This window comes from Zhenhengia sp. (assembly GCF_046966505.1).
GTDB lineage: Bacteria > Bacillota > Clostridia > Lachnospirales > Cellulosilyticaceae > Zhenhengia > Zhenhengia yiwuensis.
This window is the reverse complement of record NZ_JBKVCH010000001.1, coordinates 221402-247877: the sequence shown is the minus strand read 5'-3', so window position 1 is coordinate 247877 and position 26476 is coordinate 221402. Positions and strand designations below refer to the sequence as shown.

At 35.2% G+C, this 26476-nt stretch carries 24 protein-coding genes and 1 other annotated feature; of the genes, 21 read left to right on the top strand and 3 right to left on the bottom strand.

What is annotated here, in order from left to right; all coding sequences use genetic code 11:
* Nucleotides 1-14: 14 nt before the first annotated feature.
* The 9 genes from polA (at nt 15) to ACLTBU_RS01175 (ending at nt 10724) form a co-directional block, all read left to right on the top strand.
* Entirely contained in the window at nt 15-2636 is a 2622-nt protein-coding gene (gene polA, locus ACLTBU_RS01215) for a DNA polymerase I (RefSeq protein WP_412217136.1), read from the top strand.
* A 9-nt stretch (nt 2637-2645) separates the two neighbouring features.
* The gene (gene coaE / locus ACLTBU_RS01210; RefSeq protein ID WP_177669609.1) at nt 2646-3251 is read left to right on the top strand and encodes a dephospho-CoA kinase; all 606 of its coding nucleotides are present in this window, start codon (nt 2646-2648) and stop codon (nt 3249-3251) included.
* A 7-nt stretch (nt 3252-3258) separates the two neighbouring features.
* A complete protein-coding gene (locus tag ACLTBU_RS01205; RefSeq protein WP_177670002.1) occupies nt 3259-3792 on the top strand; it encodes a lytic transglycosylase domain-containing protein in 534 nt (177 codons plus the stop codon).
* A gap of 12 nt (nt 3793-3804) precedes the next feature.
* The gene (locus ACLTBU_RS01200; protein WP_177669611.1) at nt 3805-5409 is read left to right on the top strand and encodes a peptide ABC transporter substrate-binding protein; all 1605 of its coding nucleotides are present in this window, start codon (nt 3805-3807) and stop codon (nt 5407-5409) included.
* A 90-nt stretch (nt 5410-5499) separates the two neighbouring features.
* Nucleotides 5500-6405, top strand: coding sequence for a DUF4931 domain-containing protein (locus ACLTBU_RS01195; protein WP_412217134.1), 906 nt, complete (start codon nt 5500-5502; stop codon nt 6403-6405).
* A 22-nt stretch (nt 6406-6427) separates the two neighbouring features.
* Nucleotides 6428-6700, top strand: a complete 273-nt coding sequence (locus ACLTBU_RS01190) for an ACT domain-containing protein (RefSeq protein ID WP_249332459.1) — start codon at nt 6428-6430, stop codon at nt 6698-6700.
* A 24-nt stretch (nt 6701-6724) separates the two neighbouring features.
* On the top strand, nt 6725-8083 hold the full coding sequence (locus tag ACLTBU_RS01185; protein WP_177669617.1) for a PFL family protein: 1359 nt from the start codon (nt 6725-6727) through the stop codon (nt 8081-8083).
* Between the two features lie 13 nt (nt 8084-8096).
* The gene (locus ACLTBU_RS01180) at nt 8097-9557 is read left to right on the top strand and encodes an aminoacyl-histidine dipeptidase (RefSeq protein WP_412217132.1); all 1461 of its coding nucleotides are present in this window, start codon (nt 8097-8099) and stop codon (nt 9555-9557) included.
* Between the two features lie 12 nt (nt 9558-9569).
* Nucleotides 9570-10724, top strand: coding sequence for an AI-2E family transporter (locus tag ACLTBU_RS01175; protein ID WP_177669620.1), 1155 nt, complete (start codon nt 9570-9572; stop codon nt 10722-10724).
* 57 nt (nt 10725-10781) lie between these two features.
* Here the strand turns inward: ACLTBU_RS01175 and tyrS are convergent, their stop codons facing one another.
* Entirely contained in the window at nt 10782-12011 is a 1230-nt protein-coding gene (tyrS, locus tag ACLTBU_RS01170) for a tyrosine--tRNA ligase (RefSeq protein WP_177669622.1), read from the bottom strand.
* A 53-nt stretch (nt 12012-12064) separates the two neighbouring features.
* Nucleotides 12065-12260: a binding site (T-box leader), on the bottom strand.
* A 155-nt stretch (nt 12261-12415) separates the two neighbouring features.
* On the opposite strand from tyrS, the gene ACLTBU_RS01165 reads away from it, so the two are divergent.
* On the top strand, nt 12416-14362 hold the full coding sequence (locus tag ACLTBU_RS01165; protein ID WP_320650284.1) for a glycogen debranching protein: 1947 nt from the start codon (nt 12416-12418) through the stop codon (nt 14360-14362).
* 56 nt (nt 14363-14418) lie between these two features.
* Here the strand turns inward: ACLTBU_RS01165 and ACLTBU_RS01160 are convergent, their stop codons facing one another.
* Entirely contained in the window at nt 14419-14829 is a 411-nt protein-coding gene (locus tag ACLTBU_RS01160) for a twitching motility protein PilT (RefSeq protein WP_249332441.1), read from the bottom strand.
* Between the two features lie 148 nt (nt 14830-14977).
* A complete protein-coding gene (locus tag ACLTBU_RS01155) occupies nt 14978-15196 on the bottom strand; it encodes a DUF378 domain-containing protein (protein ID WP_177669628.1) in 219 nt (72 codons plus the stop codon).
* A gap of 203 nt (nt 15197-15399) precedes the next feature.
* Between ACLTBU_RS01155 and ACLTBU_RS01150 the strand changes: the two genes are divergently transcribed.
* The 11 genes from ACLTBU_RS01150 (at nt 15400) to rsxC (ending at nt 26464) form a co-directional block, all read left to right on the top strand.
* Nucleotides 15400-16356, top strand: coding sequence for a TIGR01212 family radical SAM protein (locus ACLTBU_RS01150; protein WP_249332442.1), 957 nt, complete (start codon nt 15400-15402; stop codon nt 16354-16356).
* Nucleotides 16357-16391: 35 nt separating this feature from the next.
* The gene (locus tag ACLTBU_RS01145; protein WP_249332443.1) at nt 16392-17399 is read left to right on the top strand and encodes a M23 family metallopeptidase; all 1008 of its coding nucleotides are present in this window, start codon (nt 16392-16394) and stop codon (nt 17397-17399) included.
* 55 nt (nt 17400-17454) lie between these two features.
* A complete protein-coding gene (locus ACLTBU_RS01140; RefSeq protein WP_177669632.1) occupies nt 17455-18150 on the top strand; it encodes a metallophosphoesterase in 696 nt (231 codons plus the stop codon).
* 17 nt (nt 18151-18167) lie between these two features.
* Nucleotides 18168-19535: an RsmF rRNA methyltransferase first C-terminal domain-containing protein gene (locus tag ACLTBU_RS01135; protein WP_177669634.1), complete on the top strand. Its 1368-nt coding sequence runs from the start codon at nt 18168-18170 to the stop codon at nt 19533-19535.
* A gap of 8 nt (nt 19536-19543) precedes the next feature.
* Nucleotides 19544-20275 carry a pseudouridine synthase gene (locus ACLTBU_RS01130; RefSeq protein ID WP_177669636.1) on the top strand — a complete coding sequence of 244 codons (732 nt, stop codon included), beginning with the start codon at nt 19544-19546 and terminating at the stop codon, nt 20273-20275.
* Nucleotides 20259-20924, top strand: a complete 666-nt coding sequence (locus ACLTBU_RS01125) for an HAD family phosphatase (protein WP_337530485.1) — start codon at nt 20259-20261, stop codon at nt 20922-20924. Before ACLTBU_RS01130 ends, ACLTBU_RS01125 begins: the two co-directional genes overlap by 17 nt.
* A gap of 172 nt (nt 20925-21096) precedes the next feature.
* Nucleotides 21097-22032, top strand: coding sequence for an ornithine carbamoyltransferase (gene argF, locus ACLTBU_RS01120; RefSeq protein WP_177669640.1), 936 nt, complete (start codon nt 21097-21099; stop codon nt 22030-22032).
* A 102-nt stretch (nt 22033-22134) separates the two neighbouring features.
* Nucleotides 22135-23226, top strand: coding sequence for a 3-phosphoserine/phosphohydroxythreonine transaminase (gene serC, locus ACLTBU_RS01115; RefSeq protein ID WP_412217127.1), 1092 nt, complete (start codon nt 22135-22137; stop codon nt 23224-23226).
* Nucleotides 23223-24380, top strand: a complete 1158-nt coding sequence (locus ACLTBU_RS01110; protein ID WP_177669643.1) for a phosphoglycerate dehydrogenase — start codon at nt 23223-23225, stop codon at nt 24378-24380. Before serC ends, ACLTBU_RS01110 begins: the two co-directional genes overlap by 4 nt.
* 114 nt (nt 24381-24494) lie before the next feature.
* On the top strand, nt 24495-25037 hold the full coding sequence (locus ACLTBU_RS01105; RefSeq protein ID WP_412217124.1) for an ATP-binding protein: 543 nt from the start codon (nt 24495-24497) through the stop codon (nt 25035-25037).
* A gap of 110 nt (nt 25038-25147) precedes the next feature.
* Nucleotides 25148-26464, top strand: a complete 1317-nt coding sequence (gene rsxC / locus ACLTBU_RS01100) for an electron transport complex subunit RsxC (RefSeq protein ID WP_320650131.1) — start codon at nt 25148-25150, stop codon at nt 26462-26464.
* Nucleotides 26465-26476 lie beyond the last annotated feature (12 nt).

The window sequence follows — 26476 nt, the reverse complement described above, 5'->3', positions numbered from 1 at the left end:
ATAGGAGGTGTATAATGAAGAAAAAAATATTATTATTTGATGGTTTAAGTATTGCTAATAGAGCCTTTTATGGCATTCCACTTTTGACAAACAAAGAAGGACGTTATACTAATGCTGTTTATGGCTTTTTAAATATTATGATTAGTATGATTGAAAAGGAAAAACCAGACTTAGTAGGTGTAGCTTTTGATGTAAGTGCACCAACTTTTAGACATATTCAAAATGTAGAATACAAAGGGACACGTAAAGGGATGCCACAGGAATTAAGAGAGCAGATTCCACTGCTTAAAGAAGTCCTTGCTCTTATGAACGTACACATTCTGCAAAAAGAAGGTTTTGAAGCAGATGATATACTGGGTACTTTAGCTAAAGCTGGTGAAAGAGACGGCTATAATATGGTGGTCGTATCAGGAGATCGTGACTTATTGCAAATTACAAGTGAGGACATTGAACTTAAAATTCCTAAAACAAAGCAGCAGGGAACAGAGATTGAAAGTTACTTTGCAAAAGATGTAGTGGAGAAATATGAAGTTTCACCTTTGGAATTTATTGATGTAAAAGGGCTTATGGGAGATGCCTCAGATAATATAAAAGGGGTACCAGGCATAGGTGAAAAAACAGCTATTAAGCTGATTAAACAATATCATTCCATTGAAAACTTATATGAACATATTGATGAGCTTACACAAAAGAAATTAAAAGAAAATCTTATAACCTATAAAGATCAGGCTTTAGAAAGTAAGATGCTTGCAACGATTGTGTGTGATGTGCCGCTTGAGTATACATGGGACGAGTTCTATCTAGACCTTACTTTATCTGAAGAAGCAGAAGAAGTGTTTAAACAGCTTGACTTTAAAAAGCTTATAGCAAGACTTCCAAGAACTTCAGCCACTAAAGAAGTAGAAACTATAGAAGTAAGTAAGCAGGAAAGTTTAGACACAATGGGAAGCTCAGAATGCATGGCGATTACTTATGCTTATGAGGATGGGTGCTTAGAATTAGGTATTGCAGAAGGCAAAGGCGTTAATTTCTTAAGTTTAAATTTAAGTAAAAATCAGGCAGAGGTCAAGACTTTCTTTGAGAAAGAGACAGGCCTTAAAGTGATTCATGATAGCAAGAAGCTTAGACATATTCTAGCTGAGATGCACATAGAGATTAAAGGACAAGTGTTTGATACTTTTATTGCTGCTTATCTCATTGATCCTACAAGTGAAACCTATGAGATTAGTGAGCTTGCTGATAATTTCTTAGGGATGCAAAATGTACCTTCTTATGAAGAACTTGTTGGCAAAGGTAAAAGTCAAAAACGCTGGCTAGGTTTAGATGAAAATACACGTGTGGACTTTTTAACAAGAAGAGCACATATTCTTTATGAAGCTTATGATGTACTTCAGAAAGAGTTAGATAAAAATGATATGCAGATACTCTTTAATGATATTGAAATGCCGCTTGTTAAAGTGCTTTTTGATATGGAAAGGGAAGGCATTAAAGTAGATCTTGAGAAACTGCAAGCTTATGGCAAAGAATTAGATGCCTTAATTGAGAAAGAAGCAGAAAGAGTCTACGAGTTAGCGGGAGAAAGTTTTAATATTAATTCGCCTAAACAGTTAGGTGTTATACTTTTTGAAAAGATGGATATTCCACCTGTTAAGAAAACCAAAACAGGCTACTCTACAGCTGCAGAAGTCCTTGAGAAGTTAAGAGATGGCTATCCAATTGTAGAACATATTCTAGCCTACAGACAGTATACAAAGCTTAAATCTACTTATGTAGAAGGTCTTATTGCAGTAATGACATCTGAGCATAAAATTCACTCAAGCTTTAACCAAACTATTACAGCTACAGGCCGTATTAGCTCTACAGAACCAAATCTTCAAAATATCCCTGTAAAATTAGAGATGGGGAGACGTATCCGTGAACTCTTTATTCCAAGTTCAGATGAGTATATCTTCTTAGATGCAGACTATTCACAAATTGAACTACGTGTTCTAGCTGCACTTGCAGGAGATGAGAACCTCATTCATGCTTTCAATGAAGGCATTGACATTCATACTTTAACAGCATCACAAGTTTTCCATGTGCCATTTGAAGAAGTTACGCCACTTGAACGTAGTAATGCTAAGGCCGTTAACTTTGGTATCGTATATGGTATAGGTGCCTTTTCTTTATCAGAAGATCTTAAGATTACACAGAAAGAAGCGGCAGCTTATATAGAGGGATATTTTGAAAAATATCCTAAAATAAAAGAATACCTTGATGGATGTATAAGTTTTGCAAGAGATCATGGTTATGTAAAGACTATCTTTAATCGTAAACGTGATATCCCAGAGATTAATTCTAAAAACTTCAATTTAAGAGAGTTTGGCAAACGTAAAGCCATGAATACCCCTATTCAAGGTACAGCGGCAGATATAATTAAGCTGGCTATGGTGCATGTTCACCAAGCACTTCGAGATGAAGGTCTTAAGTCTAAAGTTATTTTAACTGTTCACGATGAGCTGTTATTAGAAGTTTATAGACCAGAACAAGAAAAGGTTGCCAAACTATTAAAAGAAAAAATGGAGCAAGCAGTAAATTTAAAAGTAGCTATGTCTGTAGAAGTGCATAGCGGTGAAAACTGGTTGGCGGCAAAATAGGAGAAAGCGATGCAAACATTAGGAATTGTTGGAGGAATAGGTTCAGGGAAGAGCACGATTGTATCTCTTCTTTGTGAACTTAAAAAATGTTTTGTCATAGGTGCAGACGAGCTAGGTCATCGTATTTTGCTAAAGGGGGATTTAGCATATGATCAAGTTGTTGAAACCTTTGGAGAAAGTATTTTAGATGAAAATGGGCAGATTGTGCGTAGAAGGTTAGGAGATATAGTCTTTGCAGATAGAGAAAAGCTTAATGCACTTAATACCATTACACATCCTATTATCTATAATGAAATTAAAGTACAAGTAGAAAGATGTAAAGAAGAAGAGAAATGGGATTTTGTCATTATAGATGCGGCGCTCTTAATTGAAATAGGACTTGTTCCTTTAACGGATCGTATTATAGGTGTCTTTTCGGATGAACAGACACGTATTACACGTCTTATAGAACGGGATCATTTTACAAAAGAACAAGTGTTAGAGAGGATTAATAAGCAGAAAAAGTGGGAAGAATTAGAAAAAGTCTCTCACTATATTATTGATAATCGTTTCACACGTGAAAATACCAAAGAACAATTAAAAGCCTTATTAGAAAAAATAATGAAGGGGTATTAGCGTGAAGATGAGGAAATGTATTAAAGGGTTAGTGTACGGTATACTTATAGTGTGTATACTTACAGGAGGTCTGTTCTTAAGCTATAGAAGACCATTTAGAGATTTAGTCGAAACTTATAGTAACCAGTATGGTCTAGATAGCAACCTTGTTTATGCAGTTATGAAAGCAGAAAGCGGTTATGACCCTATGGCTATTTCTAAAAGTGGTGCGAAGGGGCTCATGCAAATTATGAATAAAACAGGAACTTGGGGAGCAGAAGAATGTGCGATTCCTGATTATGCTAATGATAGACTGTTTGAGCCAAGTATTAATATCCAAATTGGAACATGGTATTTAGCAAGGCTTATGAAACAATATGAAGGCAATTTGCAACTTGTTTTAGCAGCCTATAATGCAGGTACAGGTAATGTAGCCAAGTGGCGTAACAATACACTTTATAGTAGCGATGGCAATGTTTTGCATACAATTCCCTTTAAAGAGACACAAAAGTATATACAAAAAGTAAGCTTTTATTATAAAGTTTATAATTTGTTATACTAAGGAGGAATGTAAATGGTACAAAAGATATGGAAATATATTTTTCTAATAATGTGTGTAGGCCTTTTAACAGGCTGCACGCCTGAGACAGATATTAAAGAAAACTCTACTTCAAAAGTAGAAGTACCTGTTGAGGAAGAAACACCTAAAAAAGAATCTGTATCTAAAATTACAATAGGTATGCAAAATCCAGTCACTTTAAATCCTATTTATAATATGGATAAAAGTGTTCAGCACACACTTTATCTCCTCTTTGATACTCTTGTAAATATTGAAGAGGACGGAAGTGTAACACCTAATTTAGCTGAAAGCTTTACGTATAGTGCAAAGGACAAAGTCCTTATTGTAAAACTTAGAGAAGATATTAAATGGCAAGATGGCACGCCTCTTACAAGTGAAGATGTTCTTTTTACTTTAGATTTGATTAAGAATGCTACAGAGTCACCTTATAAGTTAACTACAGCTAATATAGCTAATGTTCAGGCTATGGATCGCTATACTTTTAAGATTTTCTATAGACAGGATTTTAGTGGAGTTTACCAAACTTTATTCTTCCCTGTTTTACCTAAACATATCTATAATGTTGAGAAAGAGCAACAGCTGTCCTTATTACCTATAGGGAATGGACCTTATATGTATAAGGAAAGTGTACCCCATAAGGAAATTACACTTGAGGCTAACCCTAATTACTTTAAAGGAGAGCCTACTATTAAAAATATTGAAGTTATGATTATTCCAGATGAAGAAAGTTTACTTTATGCTTTTGAGCAGGGACTTATTGATGTCATCTATACAGATGTAATGGAATGGGGAAAATATGCTAAGGATAAATCAGCTACTATTTATGAAATAGGAACTAATTGCTATGAATTTATGGGACTTAATTTTAATAAACCTATTTTTCAAAATGCAAAGGTAAGAGAAGCGTTAGTTTATGGAATTGATAGGCAAAAGATATCTGATACCTACTATCTAGGGCATTCAGTTGTAACAGATACACTTATTGCACCATATTCTTATCTCTTTGACCCAACACTTCAGATTAAAGAGTATAATGTGGAGAAAGCGAAATTACTTTTAGTGGGTGAGGGGTATCAATATGATGAGGATTCCAAATTATTTACGAAGAATAATGTACCACTAAGTTTTAATCTTCTTGTTAATGAAGAGAATAAGGAGCGTCTTCGTGTAGCTGAATATATGCAGAAGATGTACAAAGAATTAGGTATTGAAGTGAACATTGATAAAGTAGCTGCCGAGGTTTATAAAGAACGCATCTATAATAAGCAATTTGATGCTTTCTTAGGTGGATGGAAGATTTCATATATTCCAGATGTAACTTTTGCATTCCATTCTAGTCAAATTACAAATGGTGATAATTTTATCAGTTATTCGGATCAAATGATGGATGATTTAATTAGAAATGCTTTTAATAGTCATCCTGATCAAATTACAGAGGCATATGGACGTTTGCAACAATATATTGCAGAGCAAAATCCTTATATTAGTTTATATTTTAAGAATGGTGCACTCATTACAAAGAAAAAGATAGGTGGTAATATACAACCAAACCCTATTAATTTTTACTCAAATATAGAAGAATGGAAACTTATAGACTAGTTCAATTGAACTAGTCTATTTTGGTATCTTTAATTTTACAAAGGGATATAGTACAATAAAAACTATGAAAAATAAGAGGTGAACAAGAAGATGCTCTATGAGAATGAAGCTTTAGGAATAAGTACTATTATAGCGGAGAATAGGCAGAAAAGGCCTAATAAGGTCAAAGGTGAAAGTATGTGTCCTTTCTGTAAGCAAAATGAGTCGGCAATAGAACAAGTTGTTATGGAGACGTTCACTTCTGATGAAGATCATATAAGAATTGTCAATAATAAATATCCTGTTTGTCATAAACGGGGAGATTTATATGGTATACATGACGTAGTGATTGAAACGTTATATCATGATAAGAAACCTCATAGCTTTTCAAAAAGTCATTGGTATGACCTTATCAAGCTTATACAGCTTAGATGGCTAGAGATAAGCCAAGATGAGCGTATACAGTTTATTCAAGTCTTTAAAAATGAAGGAGAGAAGGCTGGGGCTAGTATTATGCATTCACATTGGCAAATTATTGCATTAGAAGAAACTCCACTTACAATGAAAAGACATTATGAAAGCGTGAGAGAGCAGTATGAAAAAGAAGGATGTTGGCTTTGTAAACAGCAGGATTCCTCTTGGTTGGACATTATAAAAACAAGCAAGTGGCGACTCACTGTACCTGAAGGTGCTCGAGCACCCTATGAAAGTTGGATTGTACCTAACATACATTTTGCGAATTTAGGTCAAATAACGGATGATGCACTTAAGGAACTAGCTCTGCTTCTAAGTGATACATTAAAGCTTTATGAACGTATGCTACCGGAGGTAAGTTATAATATTTGTGTAATGAGCGGAAAACCAAAAGGAGATCAGTCTTATCACTTCTATATTAGTCTACTACCTAGAACAGGCAATTTTGCAGGTTTTGAACTTGCAACAGGCTGTTATATCAATATCTTAAGTCCAAAGGGACTAGTAGATAAGATGAAAGAATTAGTAGAAGAAATTAAATAAAAAATAATAAGGGAGTAATACAATAATGAAGGGTATTATAACAGTTGTAGGAAAAGATCAAGTAGGTATCATTGCTAAAGTATGTACGCTTTTAAGTGATGCTAATGTGAATATATTAGATATTTCTCAAACTATTTTACAAGGGTACTTTAATATGATGATGATTGTAAATTTAGAAGCAAATACTATGTCTTTTGATGAACTTGTAGATTCTTTAAATGAACTTGGAAAGGCTTTAGAGGTAGATATTCGTCTTCAACATGAACAGATTTTTGACTCTATGCATCGTATTTAAGAAACTTACAAGGGAGGAATAGGTGTGATTTCAAGATTTGAAGTACAAGAAACAAATAAAATGATTCAAGAAGCGAACTTAGATATCCGTACGATTACAATGGGAATTAGTTTATTAGACTGCATTTCCGGTGATATGGATAAACTTTGTGAAAATATTTATAATAAGATTACAACTTGTGCAAAGGACTTAGTATCAGTAGGTGAACAAATTTCAAAAAAATATGGTATTCCTATTGTGAATAAACGTATTTCTGTAACACCTATAGCACTTGTAGCAGGTGCTACAAAAGCTACATCTTATGTACCTATTGCAAAAACATTAGATAGAGCAGCCGAGGCAGCTGGTGTAAACTTTATAGGAGGGTTTTCGGCTCTTGTACAAAAAGGTATGTCTCCAGCAGATAGAGTGCTTATTGAATCGATTCCAGAGGCTTTAAGTGTGACAGAACGTGTATGTAGTTCTATTAATGTGGGGTGTACAAAGTCTGGTATTAATATGGATGCTGTAAAGCTTATTGGCGAAGTGATTAAACAAACAGCAGAGTATACAGCAGATAGAGAAAGTATTGGTTGTGCCAAATTTGTGGTATTCTGTAATGCGCCAGATGATAATCCATTTATGGCAGGTGCCTTTCATGGTGTAGGAGAACATGATACAGTAATTAATGTGGGTGTAAGTGGCCCTGGTGTGGTGAAGAAAGCACTTGAACAGGTAAGAGAAGCAGATTTTGAGACTTTGTGTGAGACAGTAAAGCGCACAGCTTTTAAAATTACAAGAGCAGGACAGATGGTAGCTGAGGAAGCTTCTAAGATGTTAGGTGTACCATTTGGTATTATTGACCTATCTCTTGCTCCAACACCTGCTATTGGAGACAGTATTGCAGAAATTTTTGAAGAGATGGGACTTGAAATGGCAGGTGCACCAGGGACAACAGCAGCACTAGCTATTCTTAATGACAGCGTTAAAAAAGGTGGTGTTATGGCTTCTTCTTATGTAGGTGGATTAAGCGGTGCCTTTATTCCTGTAAGTGAAGATCATGCTATGATTAAAGCAGCTGAAGCAGGTGCTTTAACTTTAGAAAAACTAGAAGCCATGACATGTGTATGCTCAGTAGGACTTGATATGGTAGCTATCCCAGGAGATACAAGTGCTAAAACGATATCAGGTATTATTGCAGATGAGATGGCAATAGGTATGATCAATGCTAAGACTACAGCTGTACGCATTATTCCAGTACAAGGCAAAGGTGTAGGAGAGTGTGTAGAGTTTGGTGGACTTTTAGGTAGAGCACCTATTATGCCTATCAATAGCTATAATTGTGATAGATTTATTGATAGAGGCGGTAGAATTCCAGCGCCTATCCATAGTTTTAAAAATTAAAGGAGTGTTAAAAATGTCTAGAATTTTAGAAAACTTACAACCAGAAAAGGTTTTTTACTACTTTGAAGAGATTAGTAAAATCCCACGTGGTTCAGGTAATGAAAAAGAAATTAGTGATTATATGGTACAGTTTGCAAAGTCACTTAACTTAGAAGTTAAACAAGATGAAGCAAATAATATTTATATTAGAAAACCAGCTACACCAGGCTATGAAGATGTACCAACTGTTATTCTTCAAGGTCATATGGACATGGTTTGTGAAAAAAATAAAAATACAGAGCATGACTTTGAAAAAGAAGGTATTAAACTTATTGTAGATGGTGACTTTATCCGTGCAGATGGTACGACACTTGGGGCAGATAATGGGGTTGCTATTGCTTACCAAATGGCGGTTTTAGCAGATGATACGCTTGAGCATCCAGCTATTGAAGTCCTTATGACAACAGCAGAAGAAACAGGTATGGATGGTGTTGCGAACCTTCATCCAGAATATCTACAAGGTAAAGTACTTCTTAACTTAGATACAGATATTGAAGGAGAATTTTTAGTAAGCTGTGCAGGTGGTGCTAAAGCCCATGTAGAGCTTCCAGTAAGCTATGAAAAAGCTCCAGAAGCGCATACTTTATATAGTTTAACTATTAAAGGTTTAACAGGCGGACACTCAGGTGCAGACATTCATAAAGAGCGTGCGAATGCTAATATATTAGTAGGCCGTATGCTGGATAGGATAAGATGTGAAATACCCCTTTATATAGCACGTTTTGCAGGTGGAAGTAAAGATAATGTTATTACACGTGAAGCAGAGGTAAGTTTCTACGTTTCAAATGCACAAAAAGAAGCACTTGAAAAGACTATAGATGAAATGACTATTGCTTTTAAAACAGAATATGCTAAACAAGACCCAGGTCTTGAAGTTATCTTTACTACATTACAAGAAGAGATGGAAGTTCTTTCTTTAGAAAATACAGCAAAAGCTATTGACCTTCTCATGTTACTTCCTCATGGTATTACAGCTTATAGTATGCAAATTGAAGGACTTGTTGAGAGTTCTCTTAATATTGGGGTGGCACAACTTGAAAAGGAACGTTTCCACCTTGTACTTGCAGTAAGAAGTTCTGTACCAACTAAAAAAGAAAATATGCTTCGTAAAATTAAACTAGTAAGTGAAGCCTTAGGTGCAAAAGCTACAGTGAATGGAGATTATCCAGCATGGGTATATGCACCAAACTCACGTATACGTGAACTTGCTAGTGAAGTATTTGAAAATATGTACCATAAACAACCTAAAATTGAAGCCATCCATGCAGGTCTTGAATGCGGCTTTATTCTAGAAAAGATACCAGGTATTGATATGATTGCTTTTGGGCCAAATGCTTATAATATTCATTCTCCAGAAGAACGTGCAAGCATTAGTTCCATGGCACGTGTGTATGAATACTTAGTAAACCTTCTTAAAGAAATGAAAAACTACTAAGAAGGTGACCCCATGAAATTTGAAAAAAATAATAAGTATTTTACAATCAGTGTTTATGTTGTAGTTAGTATATTGATTACAGTATTCGCTACATTTTTGCTTATTAATTTCAAACTTATTGGGGGATATATAGCGACGTTTATTAAATGGATTTTTGATCTTTTAAAGCCTCTCATTTTTGGTTTTATTATTGCTTATCTTTTAGATCCACTTACAGATTTTTATGAGAGATGGTTAAAACGTCTTGGAAAGAAGGAAAAGTCTAAAAGGAGTTTTGCCACTTTACTTACGTTAATAAGTTTTATTAGTGCAGTAGGAGCACTTGTTATTCTGGTAGCAGTGAATGTGAAAAAAGTTATTGGTGTTGGAGCAGTGAAAAATCTACAAGATAGTCTGATGCAGTACACTCATTACTTTACCAGTATGATTGAAAGTATGGAATTTGCAACATCCAGTATGCCTTTTCTAAGAAGTGGAGGTAGCTTTATTGCACAAGTTTATAGTAACATAGATGCCTTTGTAAACTGGATAGGCACAAAGGCTATCAGCGTCCTTACTGGAATGGGTGGGAATTTGCTTAACCTTGGATTAGGTTTTGTCATTGCTTTTTATGGGCTGAAGGATAAGAAAATTTTATTAACCATATACAATCGTTTTCTAGATTTAATGATTCCTAAGCGTATAAGTGGTGAAGTAAGAGATATTGGTAGAGATATAGATTATGTTTTTTCAGGCTATATTAGGGGGCAACTTATTGATGCTGTTATTATGGCTACATTAATTAGCATAGCACTTATGTGCATCGGTATCGATTTTGCCATTATTATAGGCATTATTTCAGGTATTTTTAATCTGATTCCATACTTTGGGCCTGTAGTAGGTTTTATTTTAGCAGGGCTCATTGGTTTTATTGGACCACATCCTATTAAAGGAGTCTATGCTGTTATTGCCGTTATGATTTTGCAGCAAATAGATGGATGGTTTATTGTACCAAAAGTTATGGGCAAAACCGTGAAACTTCATCCTATAGCTGTACTTTTAGCTATTGTAATAGGTGGGCAGATTTGTGGTTTAGTAGGTATCTTACTAGGTGTACCAGTAGCAGGTTTTATTAGACTACTCGTGATGCGTTATATGGGAGACTTGTTTAGTCCAAAAGAAAACTAATAAAGTAAATGGAAGAATAAAAAAGGACTATTGCACGAGCAATAGTCCTTTTTGTGTTTAAACAAGATTTACTTGGTGGAATACTTTTTTACCTTTTTGTATCATTAAAGCATTATCTGTAAAAAGATCTGCTGTTACTTTGAAATCGATAGCTTCAACAGGTTTACCATCAAGTTTAATGCCTTTTTGATCAAGAAGGCGACGTGCTTCTGAACGTGTTGCAACGATCTTTGTATGGTCTACAAGAAGGCTGATGATATCAAGGCCCTCTGTGAATAAATCTGCACTAAGGTCTGTTGTTGGAAGTGAACCACTAGCACCTTTACCAGCAAAAGCAGCTTTAGCAGCTTCCTGAGCTTTAGTAGCTTCTTCCTCGCCATGTACGATTTTTGTAATCTCAAATGCAAGACGTGCTTTAGCCTCGTTGATTGCCGCACCTTCTACATTACAAAGTGTATTAATTTCATCCATTGGAAGGAATGTAAGAAGGCACATACATTTTCTAACATCAGCATCTGCAACATTTCTCCAGTATTGGTAGAAGTCGTATGGAGATGTTTTTTCAGCATCAAGCCATACAGCACCATTTTCAGTTTTACCCATTTTTTTGCCTTCACTGTTTGTAAGAAGAGAGAATGTCATACCAAAAGCAGTGTCACCATGTAAACGTCTTACAAGTTCTACACCACCTAAAATATTTGACCATTGGTCATTACCGCCAAGCTCTAATTTACAGCCGAATTTTCTATAAAGCTCTAAGAAGTCGTAAGACTGCATAAGCATGTAGTTGAATTCTAAGAATGATAGACCTTTTTCGAGACGTTGTTTGAAACATTCTGCTGTAAGCATGCGGTTTACAGAGAAATGTACACCAACTTCACGAAGGAAGTCTACATAGTTTAAGTTTAACAGCCAGTCACCATTATCAACAATAATGGCTTGATCATTATCAAATGTAATAAAGCGTGAAAGTTGTTTTTTAAAGCAATTTACATTATGCTTAATGATTTCTGGTGTAAGCATTTTACGCATATCTGTTTTACCAGTAGGGTCACCAACCATACCTGTACCACCACCAAGAAGGGCAATTGGTCTATGACCAGCTTTTTGCATATGAGACATAGCCATAACTGTTACAAAGTGACCAACATGTAAGCTGTCTGCTGTAGGATCAAAACCAATATAGAAAGTTACTTTTTCTTTTTCTAATAATTCTCTAATTTCTTTTTCGTGTGTTGTTTGTTCAATAAACCCACGTTCCATGAGGGTATCAAATACGTTACTCATTGTTAAAACCTCCTAATATTTTATTTAAAATTAAAAAAGGGTGATTCATCCTAGAAAAGGACGAGATCACCCGTGGTACCACCTTAATTCGCAAATAAACTTTGCCTTGACATGATAACGGTATGAAACCGGCACAATTGTGCAACTCAAAAGGTGTAATTCATAATAAATTCGGTATGTACTTGCACCAACCGTACATTCTCTGAAGACGCCCTTTATTATTACTGCTTCCTTCATCAACATTTTTGACTATGTTTATATTGGTTATTATTATAACATAGCTTAAATATTTTGCAAGACTCTAAATAGTATAGAATAAAAGTGGAAAAAAGTGGTAAACTATAATAATATAAAGTATAGAGTAAAAATGAGAAGAAGTAATAGGAATTCAAGGGGGGACACATATGTTTGAGATCAGTAAGGGGCTACCTACATTAGGTTGTCACTTAATAGATGGTAATTGTTACTTTGGTATTTATTCCACTAAGGCAAAATATATGATTCTTAAATTATATAAAGAAGTTTATGAAGATGGACCTTTGTTAGAAGTTGTATTAGATAGAAAAGACTACGCCACAGGGGACATTTTTCATGTAGCTATTGAAGATGTACAAGAAGGCTATAGTTATACGTGGCAGACGCAAAACGAAAATGATGAAATAAGTGTGCCACTTATTGACCCTTATGCAAGAAGTTTATATGCCTTTCCTAAGGGGAGTAATCATTATAAAAATATAGTGGTTAAAGATGAGTATATTGTAGCCAATAGGCCTCATTTAGAATGGCAAGAGACCATTATATATGAAATGCATGTAGGAGCTTTTACTAAAAGTCCTACATGTACAGTACTTGAAAAAGAGAAAGGTACTTTTGAAGGGATTATAGCAAAACTTCCTTATTTAAAAGCATTAGGTGTAACAACCTTGGAATTATTGCCTGTGTTTAAATGGAATAAACATACTCTTGCGAATAAGCATCCTATTACTCAAGAAACTTTACAGGATGAATGGGGATATAATACTATAGCTTTCTTTGCTTTGCAGGAAAATTATAGTGCAAATAAAGAAGTGCTTGGAGAATTAAAATCTTTTAAAAAGTTTATAAGTACCTTACATGATGAAGGTATGGAAGTAATTTTAGATGTAGTTTATAACCATACAGGAGAAGGAAGTAAGGAGGGGAAAGTCTTTAGCTTCAAAGCCTTAGCGCCACAAAGTTATTATAAGTTTCAAGATGAGTATTATCGTAATGATGCAGGTGCGGGTAATACTTTCAATAATATGCATATAATGACCAAAAAATTAATTTTAGATAGTTTGAGGTATTGGGTTATTTGTATGGGTGTAGATGGTTTTAGATTAGATTTGGCATCTATTTTAGCACAAGATGAAGCAGGAAATTGGTATGAAGGGTCTCTCGTTGATGATATTGCGAAAGATCCTATTTTATCTCATATGAAGCTCATTGCAGAATGTTGGGATGCAAAGGGTGCTTATGATGTGGGGCGTATGCCTTATCCTTTTGTAGAGTGGAGTGATCGATATAGGGATACCATTAGACGGTTTGTTAGAGGAGATCAGGGAATGACTCGAGATGTAGCACAGTGTTTAATGGGAAGTGAAATCCAATTTAAAGATTTACGTAAGACTAAGCAAAATACCCTTCATTATGTAACAGCCCATGATGGGTTTACCTTATGGGATTTAGTTTCTTACAATACGAAGCATAATAGGTTAAATGGAGAAGATAACAGAGACGGCCACAACGCCAACTATAGTTATAACTGTGGGGTAGAGGGGGAGACGCAAAACGAAGAAATTTTGGCTATGCGCATAAGACGTATTAAAAATTATTTTACCCTTCTTATGCTATCACAAGGTGTACCTATGATTCTTATGGGGGATGAAATAGGAAGGACACAAAAAGGCAACAATAATGCCTATTGTCATGATAATGAACTCACTTGGATGAATTGGGAGAATGTAGAACGTAACAAGGAAATCCTTAATTTTGTAAAACAAATAATAGCTTTTAGAAAAGAGAGCCATTGTTTTATGAAGCAGTATGAGCATGAACTTAAAGTCACGTTCCATGGTGTGAACTACAATCAGCCAGACTGGTCTTATTATTCCTGCAGTCTAGCGGTTCAGATGGAAGTAGGGGATGAGAAGCTCTATATAATCATTAATCATTATGTAGAGCCTCTTAGATTTGAACTACCACGTACAATGCAAGGTTGGAAGCTCATGATAGATACCTCAAGAAATGAAAGTTTTATACAGTCTAGTCTTAAGATTCAAGAGTCTAATCATAAGGTTATGCCATTTAGTATATGCGTTTTTAAAACATAAAAAATAGAACCATCATTATAAAAAGAATAATGATGGTTCTATTTTTTTATAATGAGCTAAGCGACAAGATAGGAAAGTAGATGCTCAGGAATTTCTCTTTGAGAACAAGAAGCTCCAACTATAAAGTTAACGGAATATTTTTCAGAGAGCTTTTTGAGTTTGTCGAAGAAAAGACTGAGTTCATCAATACCTAAATGGGTGATTTGAATAAGTTCATCAATGAAAACAAGTTCAATATCATGATTGCTAGATAGAATCCCACATAAAAAACCAAAGAAATCATGGGCACTAATTGGGAAATTTGTCGTCTCGATAAGACGTATACGATGAGAAAGTGCAAAACGATGTTGAGTCGTACTATCAATGTAAACAATGTGACCATTTAAAGATTTGCTACGTTCATTGGCAAGTTCAATCATTTGTTTGGTTTTACCTTCACCTGTCTGTCCTGTAATAATCTGAATCATGGTTATCACCCCTAATAGTATGATTTATTAATATACATATTCAACATATTGCCTAAAATATCCTTTAAAATGAAAAATATTTTATAAAAAATATTATAAAAATGGTAATAAAAATAACTAGGCAACTATGTGTCTAGTTATTTTTAGATTAGCTATTATAATTGTTTTGAGATACTTTTCCAAAGAGCGTCAGAGAATAGAGACCTGCGATACCTATTACAGCATAAATAATACGGCTTATCCATGAAGCCATTCCTCCAAATAATGCAGCTACTAGGTCAAATTGGAAAAAGCCGATAAGTCCCCAGTTAATGGCACCAATAATAATTAATGCTAATGCTACATAATCAAGTCCTTTTGTATCCATATCTTCACCACCTTTGTAGTATTATTAGGAAATCTATGGTGATAGTATGGGAAAAAATAAAAATTTTATGCAGTAAATAAACTCTTGGAATAAATAACCATCTCTAAGCTATATATATAATAAAGGCTTGTTTGACAAACAAGCTATCTCGTTTTAACATAAAGAAAAATGACTTAATGAAATAGACAAGGAGCTAATAAGACGTGAGCACATATAGACGTTATGCAGATTATTTAAAAGAGAAATATGGCGGAAAGGTTTATAAAATTCCAGTTAATCTGCCAGTTACCTGTCCAAACCGCGATGGAACATGTGGTAAAGGAGGATGTACTTTTTGTAGTGAAGTAGGAATAGGCTATGAAATGTTAGACACACAAATGGCTATTAGTAAGCAGATAGAAGAAAATATTGCTTATATTGGCAAGCGTTATAAAGCAGATACCTTTATTGCTTATTTACAAAATTTCAGTAATACGTATATGCCTCTTGAAACTTTCGAAGAGGTGCTTGGACAGATCAAACATGAAAAACTTGTAGGCATTAGCATTTCTACAAGACCTGACTGTATTCATGATGCCTATCTTGAGAAAATAAAAGCATGGCAAGACGAAACTGGATATGATGTATGTATTGAACTTGGTTTACAGACACTTAACTATCATGCATTAGAGAAAATTAACAGAGGACATGGGCTAAGCGAATATATTGATGCTGTATTACGCATTAAGCGCTATGGCTTTGAAATTTGTACTCACTTGATTTTAAATTTACCATGGGATAATCAGCTAGATGTCATTGAAAATGCTAAGTTAATGAGTGTACTTGGTATAGACTATGTGAAGCTACATGCACTTTATATTGTGAAAAATACGGTCATGGGGCAGCAATATTTAAAAGGTGAATTTGACATGATTAGTATGGAGGAATATGAAGAGCGTGTCATTACTTTCTTAAGATATCTTTCAGAAGATGTGGTCATTCAACGTATTATAGGGAGAGCACCAAGTGAATATACATTATTTGCTAACTGGAATACAAGTTGGTGGAAAATACATGATGAGATTATAGCAACTATGGAAGATGCAGGGTATAAACAAGGTGATTTGTGTCAATATCAAAATGGGAAAGCTGTTAAAAAATTTATTACTAAAGAAGCATAAGTTTTTATGCTTCTTTAATTTTTTAGGGGGTTAAAATGGGAGCTATGGAAAGAGTCATTAGCCAGATGAGCTATGATATGAGGAGGAAACGTTATTTAGGTAAGTCCAAAAAGCAAAGTAGAAATCCACAACATGAGATCCATCATAGAGCAAAAAGTACAAGTGGTAGGCAAGTGTATATGCCTGTACTAGCATTAGGTGGAGGAAATGCTAAAAAAGTAATAGGTATTCTTTTAATTGCAATAGGTGTTATACTTATTTTGACGAGATGTTTTGGAGGAAGTAGAAAAGATGCAGTCAAAGATATTAATGAAAAGAAAGTAGTTTATGAAACACAGACTTCTTATGAAAATTTTATACAGGATTTTAATATTGAAGAAGAGGATTTAAAAGTACTTTTGGATTTATCCCTACGCTATAAACAAGATTATGCCCATACACTTGGTGTGTGGGCAGTAGAATCTTATAAAGGAGGCTCTATGGCACAGGTGAAGCAGTGCTTAAGGCAATATAGACCAGAAAATGAAATAGATGATTTTGGTATGTATGATGCAGCCACAAAATTGTACAAGCAGTTTATTTATGACATTCGTAAGTTTCCCCTAAAAATTAGAAAAGGGTATACCTATGAAAATGGATGGAAACAATCTAGAACATATAATGGAAATAGGCTCCATTATGGTATTGATATTATGTCTGATACCAATGAATCAGGGAAAATTGAAGTGATTAGTATGACCGATGGTATAGTAGAAAATGTTGGGTGGAATGAAACAGGTGGTTATAGGGTAGGCATTAGAAGTCCAGGAGGGGCTTATTTTTATTATGCGCATTTAGATGATTATCCTAGTCATTTACAAAAAGGAGATAGGATTGATGCAGGAGATTTGCTTGGGATGATGGGAGATACAGGATATGGTACTGAGGGGACTAGGGGGAAGTTTCCTGTACATCTGCATATAGGGATTGCGGTTAAAACGAAGGATCAAGTAGAGTTTTGGATTAATCCTTATGCACTTCTTAAATATACAGAGGACAAATAGCTGCGTTGGAAAGAATCAAGGAATGTGCTATAATACGAGCATAAGGAGCGATAAAATGAAAGTTTATGCAATAGGAGACCTACATCTAGGTTTTACATCAGATAAACCTATGGATGTGTTTGGTGAAAGATGGCAGGGGCATGTAAGTCGTTTGAAAGAAGCTTGGCAAAAGAAAGTAACCGATCAAGATCTGGTTATTTTGTGTGGGGATCTTTCATGGGCTATGCGTTTAGAAGCAGCTAAGGTAGATTTAGCTTTTATACATGAATTGCCAGGATATAAAGTCTGTATTAAAGGTAATCATGACTTCTGGTGGGAGAAAATAGGGCTTTTAAACAGCCTTTATGAAGATTTGTATTTTATTCAAAATAAAGCGTATATCTTAGGAGAACTGGCTATATGTGGTACAAGAGGATGGCCTATTCAAGAAGATATGACAGCTGAAGATAGGAAAGTTTATGAAAGAGAGAAGGAACGCCTTAAGCTATCTTTAGAAGATGCTATAAAGCAAGGGGCAAAAGAAATTATTGTAGCACTTCATTACCCACCTACTAATGAAAAAGATGAACCCTCTCTTTTTACAGAGCTTTTAGAACGTTACCCTGTTCGTCATGTGGTATATGGACATTTGCATGATGAAAGGGCATGGATGGTATCACGTAAAGGAAAATATGGAAGTCAGTGCTATCATCTTGTAGCGGCTGACTATATAGATTTTAATCCAAAACATATCTTAGAAATTAATGACTAAAGCAAGGGGCAAGATCAATGAAATTACCAGTACTTTTTAAAGAAAAAATGCAACGCCTTTTAGGTGATGAATATGAAGCTTATTTAGAAAGTTATAATAATCCTAAATATCAAGGTATTCGTATCAATACGATGAAAGTAAGTGATGAGGAGTGGAAGCAAATAAACCCATTTACAGAGCTTCAGCCAGTCCCTTGGTGTAAAGAGGGCTATTATTATACAGAGCCGAATAAACCAAGTAAGCATCCGTATTACTTTGCAGGGCTTTATTATATGCAAGAGCCAAGTGCTATGGCACCAGGTGCTTATGTGCCTATCAAAGAGGGAGACAAAGTTCTGGATTTATGTGCTGCCCCAGGTGGGAAAACAACACAAGTTTTAGCTAAGCTGAACCAAACAGGAGTATTAATTAGCAATGATATTAGTGCTTCAAGAACGCAGGCACTTCTTAAAAATGTAGAAAACTTTGGGGCACGTAATACGATTATTACGAATGAAACACCAGAAAGGCTGGCAAGTAAACTACCAGGATACTTTGATAAAATTCTTATTGATGCACCTTGTTCTGGAGAAGGTATGTTTAGAAAAGATGAAGGGGCTATAAAAAGCTGGGAGACTCATGGTGTAGAGCACTGCCAGGCACTTCAAAGGGAAATTTTAGAATATGCTTATGCCATGCTTAAAGAAGAAGGAATGATTTTATACTCTACTTGTACTTTCTCACCAGAAGAAAATGAAGGGATGATACAGGAATTTTTAAATCATCATCCTCTGTGTGAAGTGGTACCTTTAACACCAGTAGGGGGCATTGCAACTGGTCATCCAGAATGGACTAAAGGAGGAGATGCGAGTCTTAAGGGGGCACTGAGATTATGGCCACATCATTTACAAGGTGAAGGGCATTTTGTGTGCTTGATTCAAAAGAAAGAGCCTACATTAGACCTAGCAAAAAGACAAGTTATTAAGAAACGTATTAAAGATATTCCAGCTTTAAGTGAATTTATAGAAACCTATACACATATAGATACGGACACACCTGTTATAGAAGTGAAAGATAAGGTTTTCATGGCTATAGAAGATGCACCCGATTTACAAGGTTTACGCATTGTACGCAGTGGCATGTTACTAGGTGAACTTAAATCTAAACGTTTTGAGCCTGCTCATGCACCTGTTCTGGCTTATAGTAAAGAAATGTTTAAGCAAACTATAGATTTAGCTGTAGATGATGTAAATGTCATCAAATACTTAAAAGGTGAAACATTGCTTGTAGAAGCCCAAAAGGGGTACCATGTTATCTGTGTAGAGGGACATCCTTTAGGCTTCGTAAAAAGTAATAATGGTACATTAAAAAATCAATATCCGCCACATTGGCGTATGATGGGATGAGGATAAAAATGAGATTAGACAAATATTTAGTACACACAGGTTATGGTTCTCGTTCAGAAGTACAAAAACTTGTAAGAAGTAAACGTGTTAAAATTAATGATGAAGTGGCTAAAAAGCCAGATTGTAATTTGAACCCTGATGTAGATGTGGTTAAGGTAAGAGATGAAATCGTAGACTATGCAGAGTTTTATTATTATATTATGAATAAACCACAAGGATGCATTACAGCTACGGAAGATCCAAGACATGAAACAGTGATTGACCTTTTAGATCCTATTGCTAAAGGCCGTAGTTTATCACCAGTAGGAAGACTAGATAAAGATACAGAAGGTCTGCTTATTTTAACGAATGATGGTAAGTTTAATCATGAATTGCTCTCACCTAAAAAACATGTAGATAAGGTGTATTATGCAGAAGTAGATGGCAAAGTGGTAGAAGAAGACCAAAGCGCTTTTGAAGAAGGCATAGATATTGGTGAAAATAAAGTATGCATGCCAGCTCAGTTAGAAATTATAGAAGCGCATGAGGATTATTCTAAGGTCTATATTACCATTAAAGAAGGTAAATTCCATCAAGTTAAACGTATGATGCGCGCAAGAGGGAAGGAAGTGACGTTCTTAAAGCGTATTAAAATGGGCGGTCTTATGTTACCAGAAGATTTAGAGACAGGTAGCTATCGTAAATTAACGGAGGCAGAATTGCAACTACTTGGAGGGAAAATAGGTGAAACAACTATTTGATGCAGTTATATTTGATTTAGATGGGACACTTGTAGATTCTATGTGGGTGTGGCCCAAAATAGATGAGGTATATCTAGGGCGCTTCGGCTTTGAAGTGCCTGATACACTTGAAGCAGAATTTGAAGGAATGAGTTTTACAGAAACAGCACTCTATGTGAAGGAGCGCTTTAATATACCTGATGATGTAGAAGCTATCAAAGCGGAGTGGAATAAACTTGCTTTTGAGTTCTATCAAAAACAGGTACCTCTCAAAACAAGTGTCCTTGCCTTTTTAGATTATCTTAAGGAGCAAGGCATTAAGGTAGGGATTGCTACAAGTAATAGCCATGAACTTGTTAATGCTGTATTAGAAGCTCATGGCATTAGGGAGCGTTTTGAGGTGATTCGTACGTCTTGTGAGGTAGAAAAAGGCAAACCTTATCCTTATATTTATCAGAGGGTAGCCGAGGAGCTAGGTGTAAATGTGCATAGATGTTTAGCATTTGAAGATGTGCCAAATGGTGTCCTTGCAGCTAAAAGAGCAGGAATGACTGTATGTGCCATAAAAGATAGACAAAATGAAGAAATGGAAGCAGCACTACATAAAGAGGCTCATTATTTTATCGAAGACTATAGTGAGGTTATAGAATACTTTCAAAAGAATGCATAAAGATTAGTAAGTATGGATGTTCCTAGGGATAAGGAGCATCCTCTTTTTTGTGAGTAGCATGTGAAAACTATCTTTATAAAAGTAGTTGCAAAAATAAAAAGATAACGTATAATATAAATAAAAATGCATATATATTAATAAATATTAAATTGAAAAAATAGGAGGGTTATATATGTACGGATTAAAAGGAAAATCATTTTTAACTTTACATGATTATTCATCACAACAAATTAATTATTTATTAGAGCTTGCAAAAGAACTTAAAATGAAAAAAAGAATGGGGATAAAGGGAAATTTATTAGAAGGAAAAAATGTGGCCCTTATTTTTGAAAAACCCTCTACACGTACACGTTGTGCTTTTACAGTTGCTTGTGTAGATGAAGGTGCTCACCCTGAATATTTAGGAAAGAATGATATTCAATTAGGCTATAAAGAAAGTGTAGCCGATACAGCAAGAGTACTTGGCCGTATGTTTGATGCTATAGAGTTTAGAGGATTTTCTCAAGATACAGTAGAAAAATTAGCACTTTATAGCGGTGTGCCTGTTTATAATGGACTTACAGATCTTTATCATCCAACTCAGATTTTAGCTGATTTGCTTACTGTAAAAGAGCATTTAGGTAGTTTAAAAGGTAAGAAGTTTGCCTATATAGGTGATGGGCGTAATAATATGGCGAATAGTCTTATGATTGGTTGCTGTAAAATGGGTTTACATATGGTTATTGTAGCACCAAGAACTTTATGGCCTGACCAAGGACTTATTGAAACTTGTAAAGCATATGCTAAAGAAGGTGGAGGAAGTTTAATCGTGACAGATGAGGTAAATGCTGTAGAAGGTGCACATGTCCTTTATACCGATGTATGGTGCTCTATGGGAGAAGAAGAAAAGGCAAAAGAGCGCATTAGCCTACTTAAACCTTATCAAGTCAATGAAGAACTTATACAACTTACTAATAATCCAGATATGATTTTTATGCATTGCCTTCCAGCAGTAAAAGGTAATGAAGTAACGGAAGAAGTTTTCGAAGCTAATTACTCTGTTGTCTTTGATCAGGCAGAAAATCGTATGCATACGATTAAAGCTGTAATGGTAGCTACTTTGAGTTAAAGTTAAAATTTATAAATTTATTAATTATTTTATAAATTAAAAGTGTAATTTAATATTTATAGCACATTAAAGTGCAAAAGAATCTAAAGGGAGGATGTCAATATGAGAGTCTACAATTTTTCAGCAGGACCAGCTGTATTGCCTCTTGAAGTCTTAGAAAAAGCACAAAGTGAATTTGTCTGCTTTCAGGATTCAGGGATGAGTGTCATGGAGATGAGTCATCGCTCTAAGGCATATAGCCAAATTATTGAAGGAACTGAAGCAAAGTTAAGACAGCTTATGCAGATACCAGATACTTATAAAGTACTGTTTCTGCAAGGTGGCGCATCTTTACAATTTACCATGGTACCTATGAATTTGATGACAGGTTCTAAAAAAGCTGATTTTATTGACACAGGTGTATGGTCATCAAAAGCTATTAAAGAAGCCAAAAAGTTCGGGAAAGCTAATGTGATTGCATCCTCCAAGGCGGATACTTATTCATATATTCCAACTTATAAAAAAGAGCAGTTTGATAAAGAAGCAGATTATGTATATATCTGTCAGAATAATACAATTTATGGAACTAAATTTAACACATTGCCTAATACAGGGAATGTGCCTTTAGTGGCTGATCTTTCTTCTTGTATCTTATCAGAAAAGATGGATGTAAATCGCTATGGGATTATTTTTGCAGGTGCTCAAAAAAATTTAGGTCTCGCTGGTGTAACAGTAGTGATTATAAGAGAGGATTTGATTGGAAGAGTAGATGAAAGTATTCCAACTATGCTTAATTATAAAACCCATGCAGCTAACGATTCCATGTTCAATACACCACCTACTTATGCCATTTATATGTTAGGACTTGTTTTGGAGTGGATGCTTGCACAAGGTGGTATAGAAGTTATAGAAAAGAAAAATAAAGAGAAAGCATCAATTCTTTATGATTATTTAGATACGTCTAAATTGTTTAGAGGTACAGCGGCTAAAGAGGATCGTTCTCTTATGAATATCCCTTTTGTAACAGGAGATGAAACATTAGATGCAGCTTTTGTAAAAGCAGCTACAGCTAAGGGTCTTGTTAATTTGAAAGGACATAGAAGTGTAGGCGGTATGCGTGCAAGTATTTATAATGCCATGCCAATAGATGGTGTCAAGGCACTCGTTGATTTTATGAAACAATTTGAAAGACAGCATGAGGAGGGGATTTTATGAGTAAAATTTATACGCTCAATAAGATTTCATCCAAAGGATTAGAAGGTTTTGGTCAGTGTTATGAAGTTCAAGAAAGTTTACAAGATGCAGATGCCATTTTAGTAAGAAGTGCTAAAATGCATGAACTAGAGCTTCCGAAGTCTGTAAAGGCAATTGCAAGGGCTGGAGCAGGGGTTAATAATATTCCTATTGATGCTTGTACTCAAAAGGGAATTGTCGTTTTTAATACACCTGGAGCTAACGCTAATGCAGTAAAGGAAATGGTCATTGCAGGACTTTTATTATCTTCTCGTAAAATTATAGAAGGGGTAAACTGGGCACAGACTTTAAAGGGTAATATTGCTAAAGAAGTTGAAAGTGGAAAGAGTGCTTTTACAGGACCTGAAATTTTAGGTAAAAAATTAGGTGTAGTAGGGCTGGGGGCTATAGGTGTTCTAGTAGCCAATGCCACACAGGCATTAGGGATGGAAGTAATAGGCTATGATCCTTATCTTTCTGTAGATGCAGCATGGGGAATCTCTAGGCATATTAGGCATGCACATACATTAGAAGAAGTATTAGGGCAAGCAGATTATATTACAATTCATGCTCCTCTTACATCTGCTACAAAAGAAATGTTTAATGAAGAAGCTTTTAATAAAATGAAAAAAGGTGTACGACTTTTGAATTTTGCAAGGGATACTTTAGTAGACAATCAAGCACTTGTAAAAGCTATTGAAAAAGGAACTATAGAAAAGTATGTAACAGATTTTCCAGTAGAAGGTCTTATAGGGCATCCTCAAATTATAACCATTCCTCATCTAGGTGCTTCTACACCAGAATCAGAAGATAACTGTGCAGTTATGGCAGTTAAAGAGCTTAAGGGTTACTTAGAGAAGGGTACGATTACAAACTCTGTGAATTTCCCAGAATGTGAGATGCCGTGGCATGCAACTTTTAGATTGACATTGATTCATAAAAATATTCCAGCTATGATTGGAAAGATTACAAGTATTATTGCAGAAGAGGGCATTAATATTTCAGATATGATTAATAAAAGCAAGGGAGAATGGGCGTATACCATTATTGACACAGATACAAAAGTAACGGATATAAAGATTAAAAGTATAGAAGCTCTTGACGATATGATTAAAGTAAGAGTATTATCAAAGTAAGACAAGAAAAGATGACAACAACATAAAAAGGCTGCTACAAAATAAGAAAGATAGATTATTTTGTAGCAGCTTTTTATTTACTTGAAAATAAGATTTAATAAGGAGGTATGAAAGATGAAAGAAATGGCATTACATATTTTAGATATTATACAGAACAGCATTCGGGCAGAGGCAACATGTATTATACTTCGCATAGAGGAGAAGCCATCTGTTGATAGATTTGTAATAGAGATTGAGGATAATGGTAAAGGTATGCCCGAAGCCATTAGAAGTACTGTAACCAATCCTTTTACAACAACACGCACCTTAAGGAGGGTAGGGCTTGGTATTCCACTTTTGCATCAGCTCTGTGAAGAATGTGAGGGGAAACTTACTATAGATAGTAAAGAGGGAGAAGGAACTAGAATAAAGGCTATTATGCGTTACCATCATATTGATAGACTCCCTTTAGGGGATATGGTAGGCACCCTATATATGCTTATTATGGCTAAACCAGAGATTCGCTATATTTATGAGCATAATTATGAAGCACAAGGTTTCAGAATGGATACGGAGCAGATTGTAGAAATGTTAGATGGTTTACCTATTAACCATCCAGATATTCTAACCTGGATTAAGAGCTATATAGCAGAAAATGAAAGGGCACTCTATAAATAAGTAAAGTGTATAAATTAATCTGTGTTTTGTTGAGAAATTAGAATATAAAGTTTATAATTTCGGTAGGAGGCAAATATACTAAGAGTAAGACAGAAAGAGGGGGGAAGTACATGAAACTTTTAAGTTTTAAAAAAGGTATCCATCCAAAATATTATAAAGAATTAACTAGGGATAAAACTATTGAGCTTCTAATGCCAAAAGATGAACTTGTCTATCCTATGCAGCAACATATAGGTAGCCCGTGCAAACCTATTGTCAAAAAGGGCGATCACGTTTTAGTAGGACAGAAGATTGGGGAAGAGACAGGATATGTATGTGCACCTATTTACAGTACAGTATCTGGTATAGTAAAAGCTGTTGAAGAGCGATTGAATTTTCAAGGTATGCAGGTTTTATCAGTAGTTGTGGTCAATGACTATACTTATGAGGAAGTGCCTCATTTGCAAGAGGCACCGTTTAGAGATTACAAAACACTTACGAAAGAAGAAATTGTAGAAATCGTTAAAGAAGCAGGACTTGTAGGAATGGGAGGAGCTACTTTTCCTACTCATATTAAGCTTTCTCCGCCTGCTCATAAGATTATTAAACATATCATTATCAATGGAGCTGAATGTGAGCCTTACTTAACATCCGACCACCGGATTATGTTAGAGGAAGGTACACGTATTATAGATGGTATTAAAATTCTTTTACATATGTTCAGTGAAGCGACAGCTTCTATAGGGATAGAAGATAATAAAAAAGATGCTATAAGTCATTTGAAAGAGCTATGCCAAGGAGAACCTAAAATAGAAGTAGAAGTATTAGAAACTAAATATCCTCAAGGTTCAGAAAAACATCTCATTTATGCTATTACAGGCAAAGAGGTGCCAAGTGGTAAGCTACCCGCTGATATAGGGGCTATTGTGCTTAATATTGATTCAGTTGTAGCTATATGGCGTGCAGTAACCAAACACAGGCCTATTATGCGACGTATTGTCACTGTATCAGGAAAAGGAGTAGACAAACCTTCTAACTTTAAAGTAAGACTAGGGATGTCTTATAGGGAGTTATTAGAAGCAGCAGGATGGGATGAGAGGAGAACAGTAAGGATCATTTCTGGTGGACCTATGATGGGGACAGCCTTAAGCTCAGTAGATGTACCAGTTGGAAAAGGAACTTCTGCTATCTTATGTCTTACGGCTGAAGAAATTGGAGAATATGAAATGTCTAACTGTATAAGATGTGGAAGATGTGTAGAGGCTTGTGCTATGAGGCTCGTGCCTAATACACTGCATCAGGCAGCTCTCAATAAAGATGATGAAACTTTTATGGCCTATCACGGTATGGACTGTATAGAGTGTGGGAGTTGCAGCTATGTATGCCCAGCAAGAAGACCTATTGTACAGACTATTAGAACAGAAAAAAATAGGATAAGACGAAAATAGGACGAAGGAGAA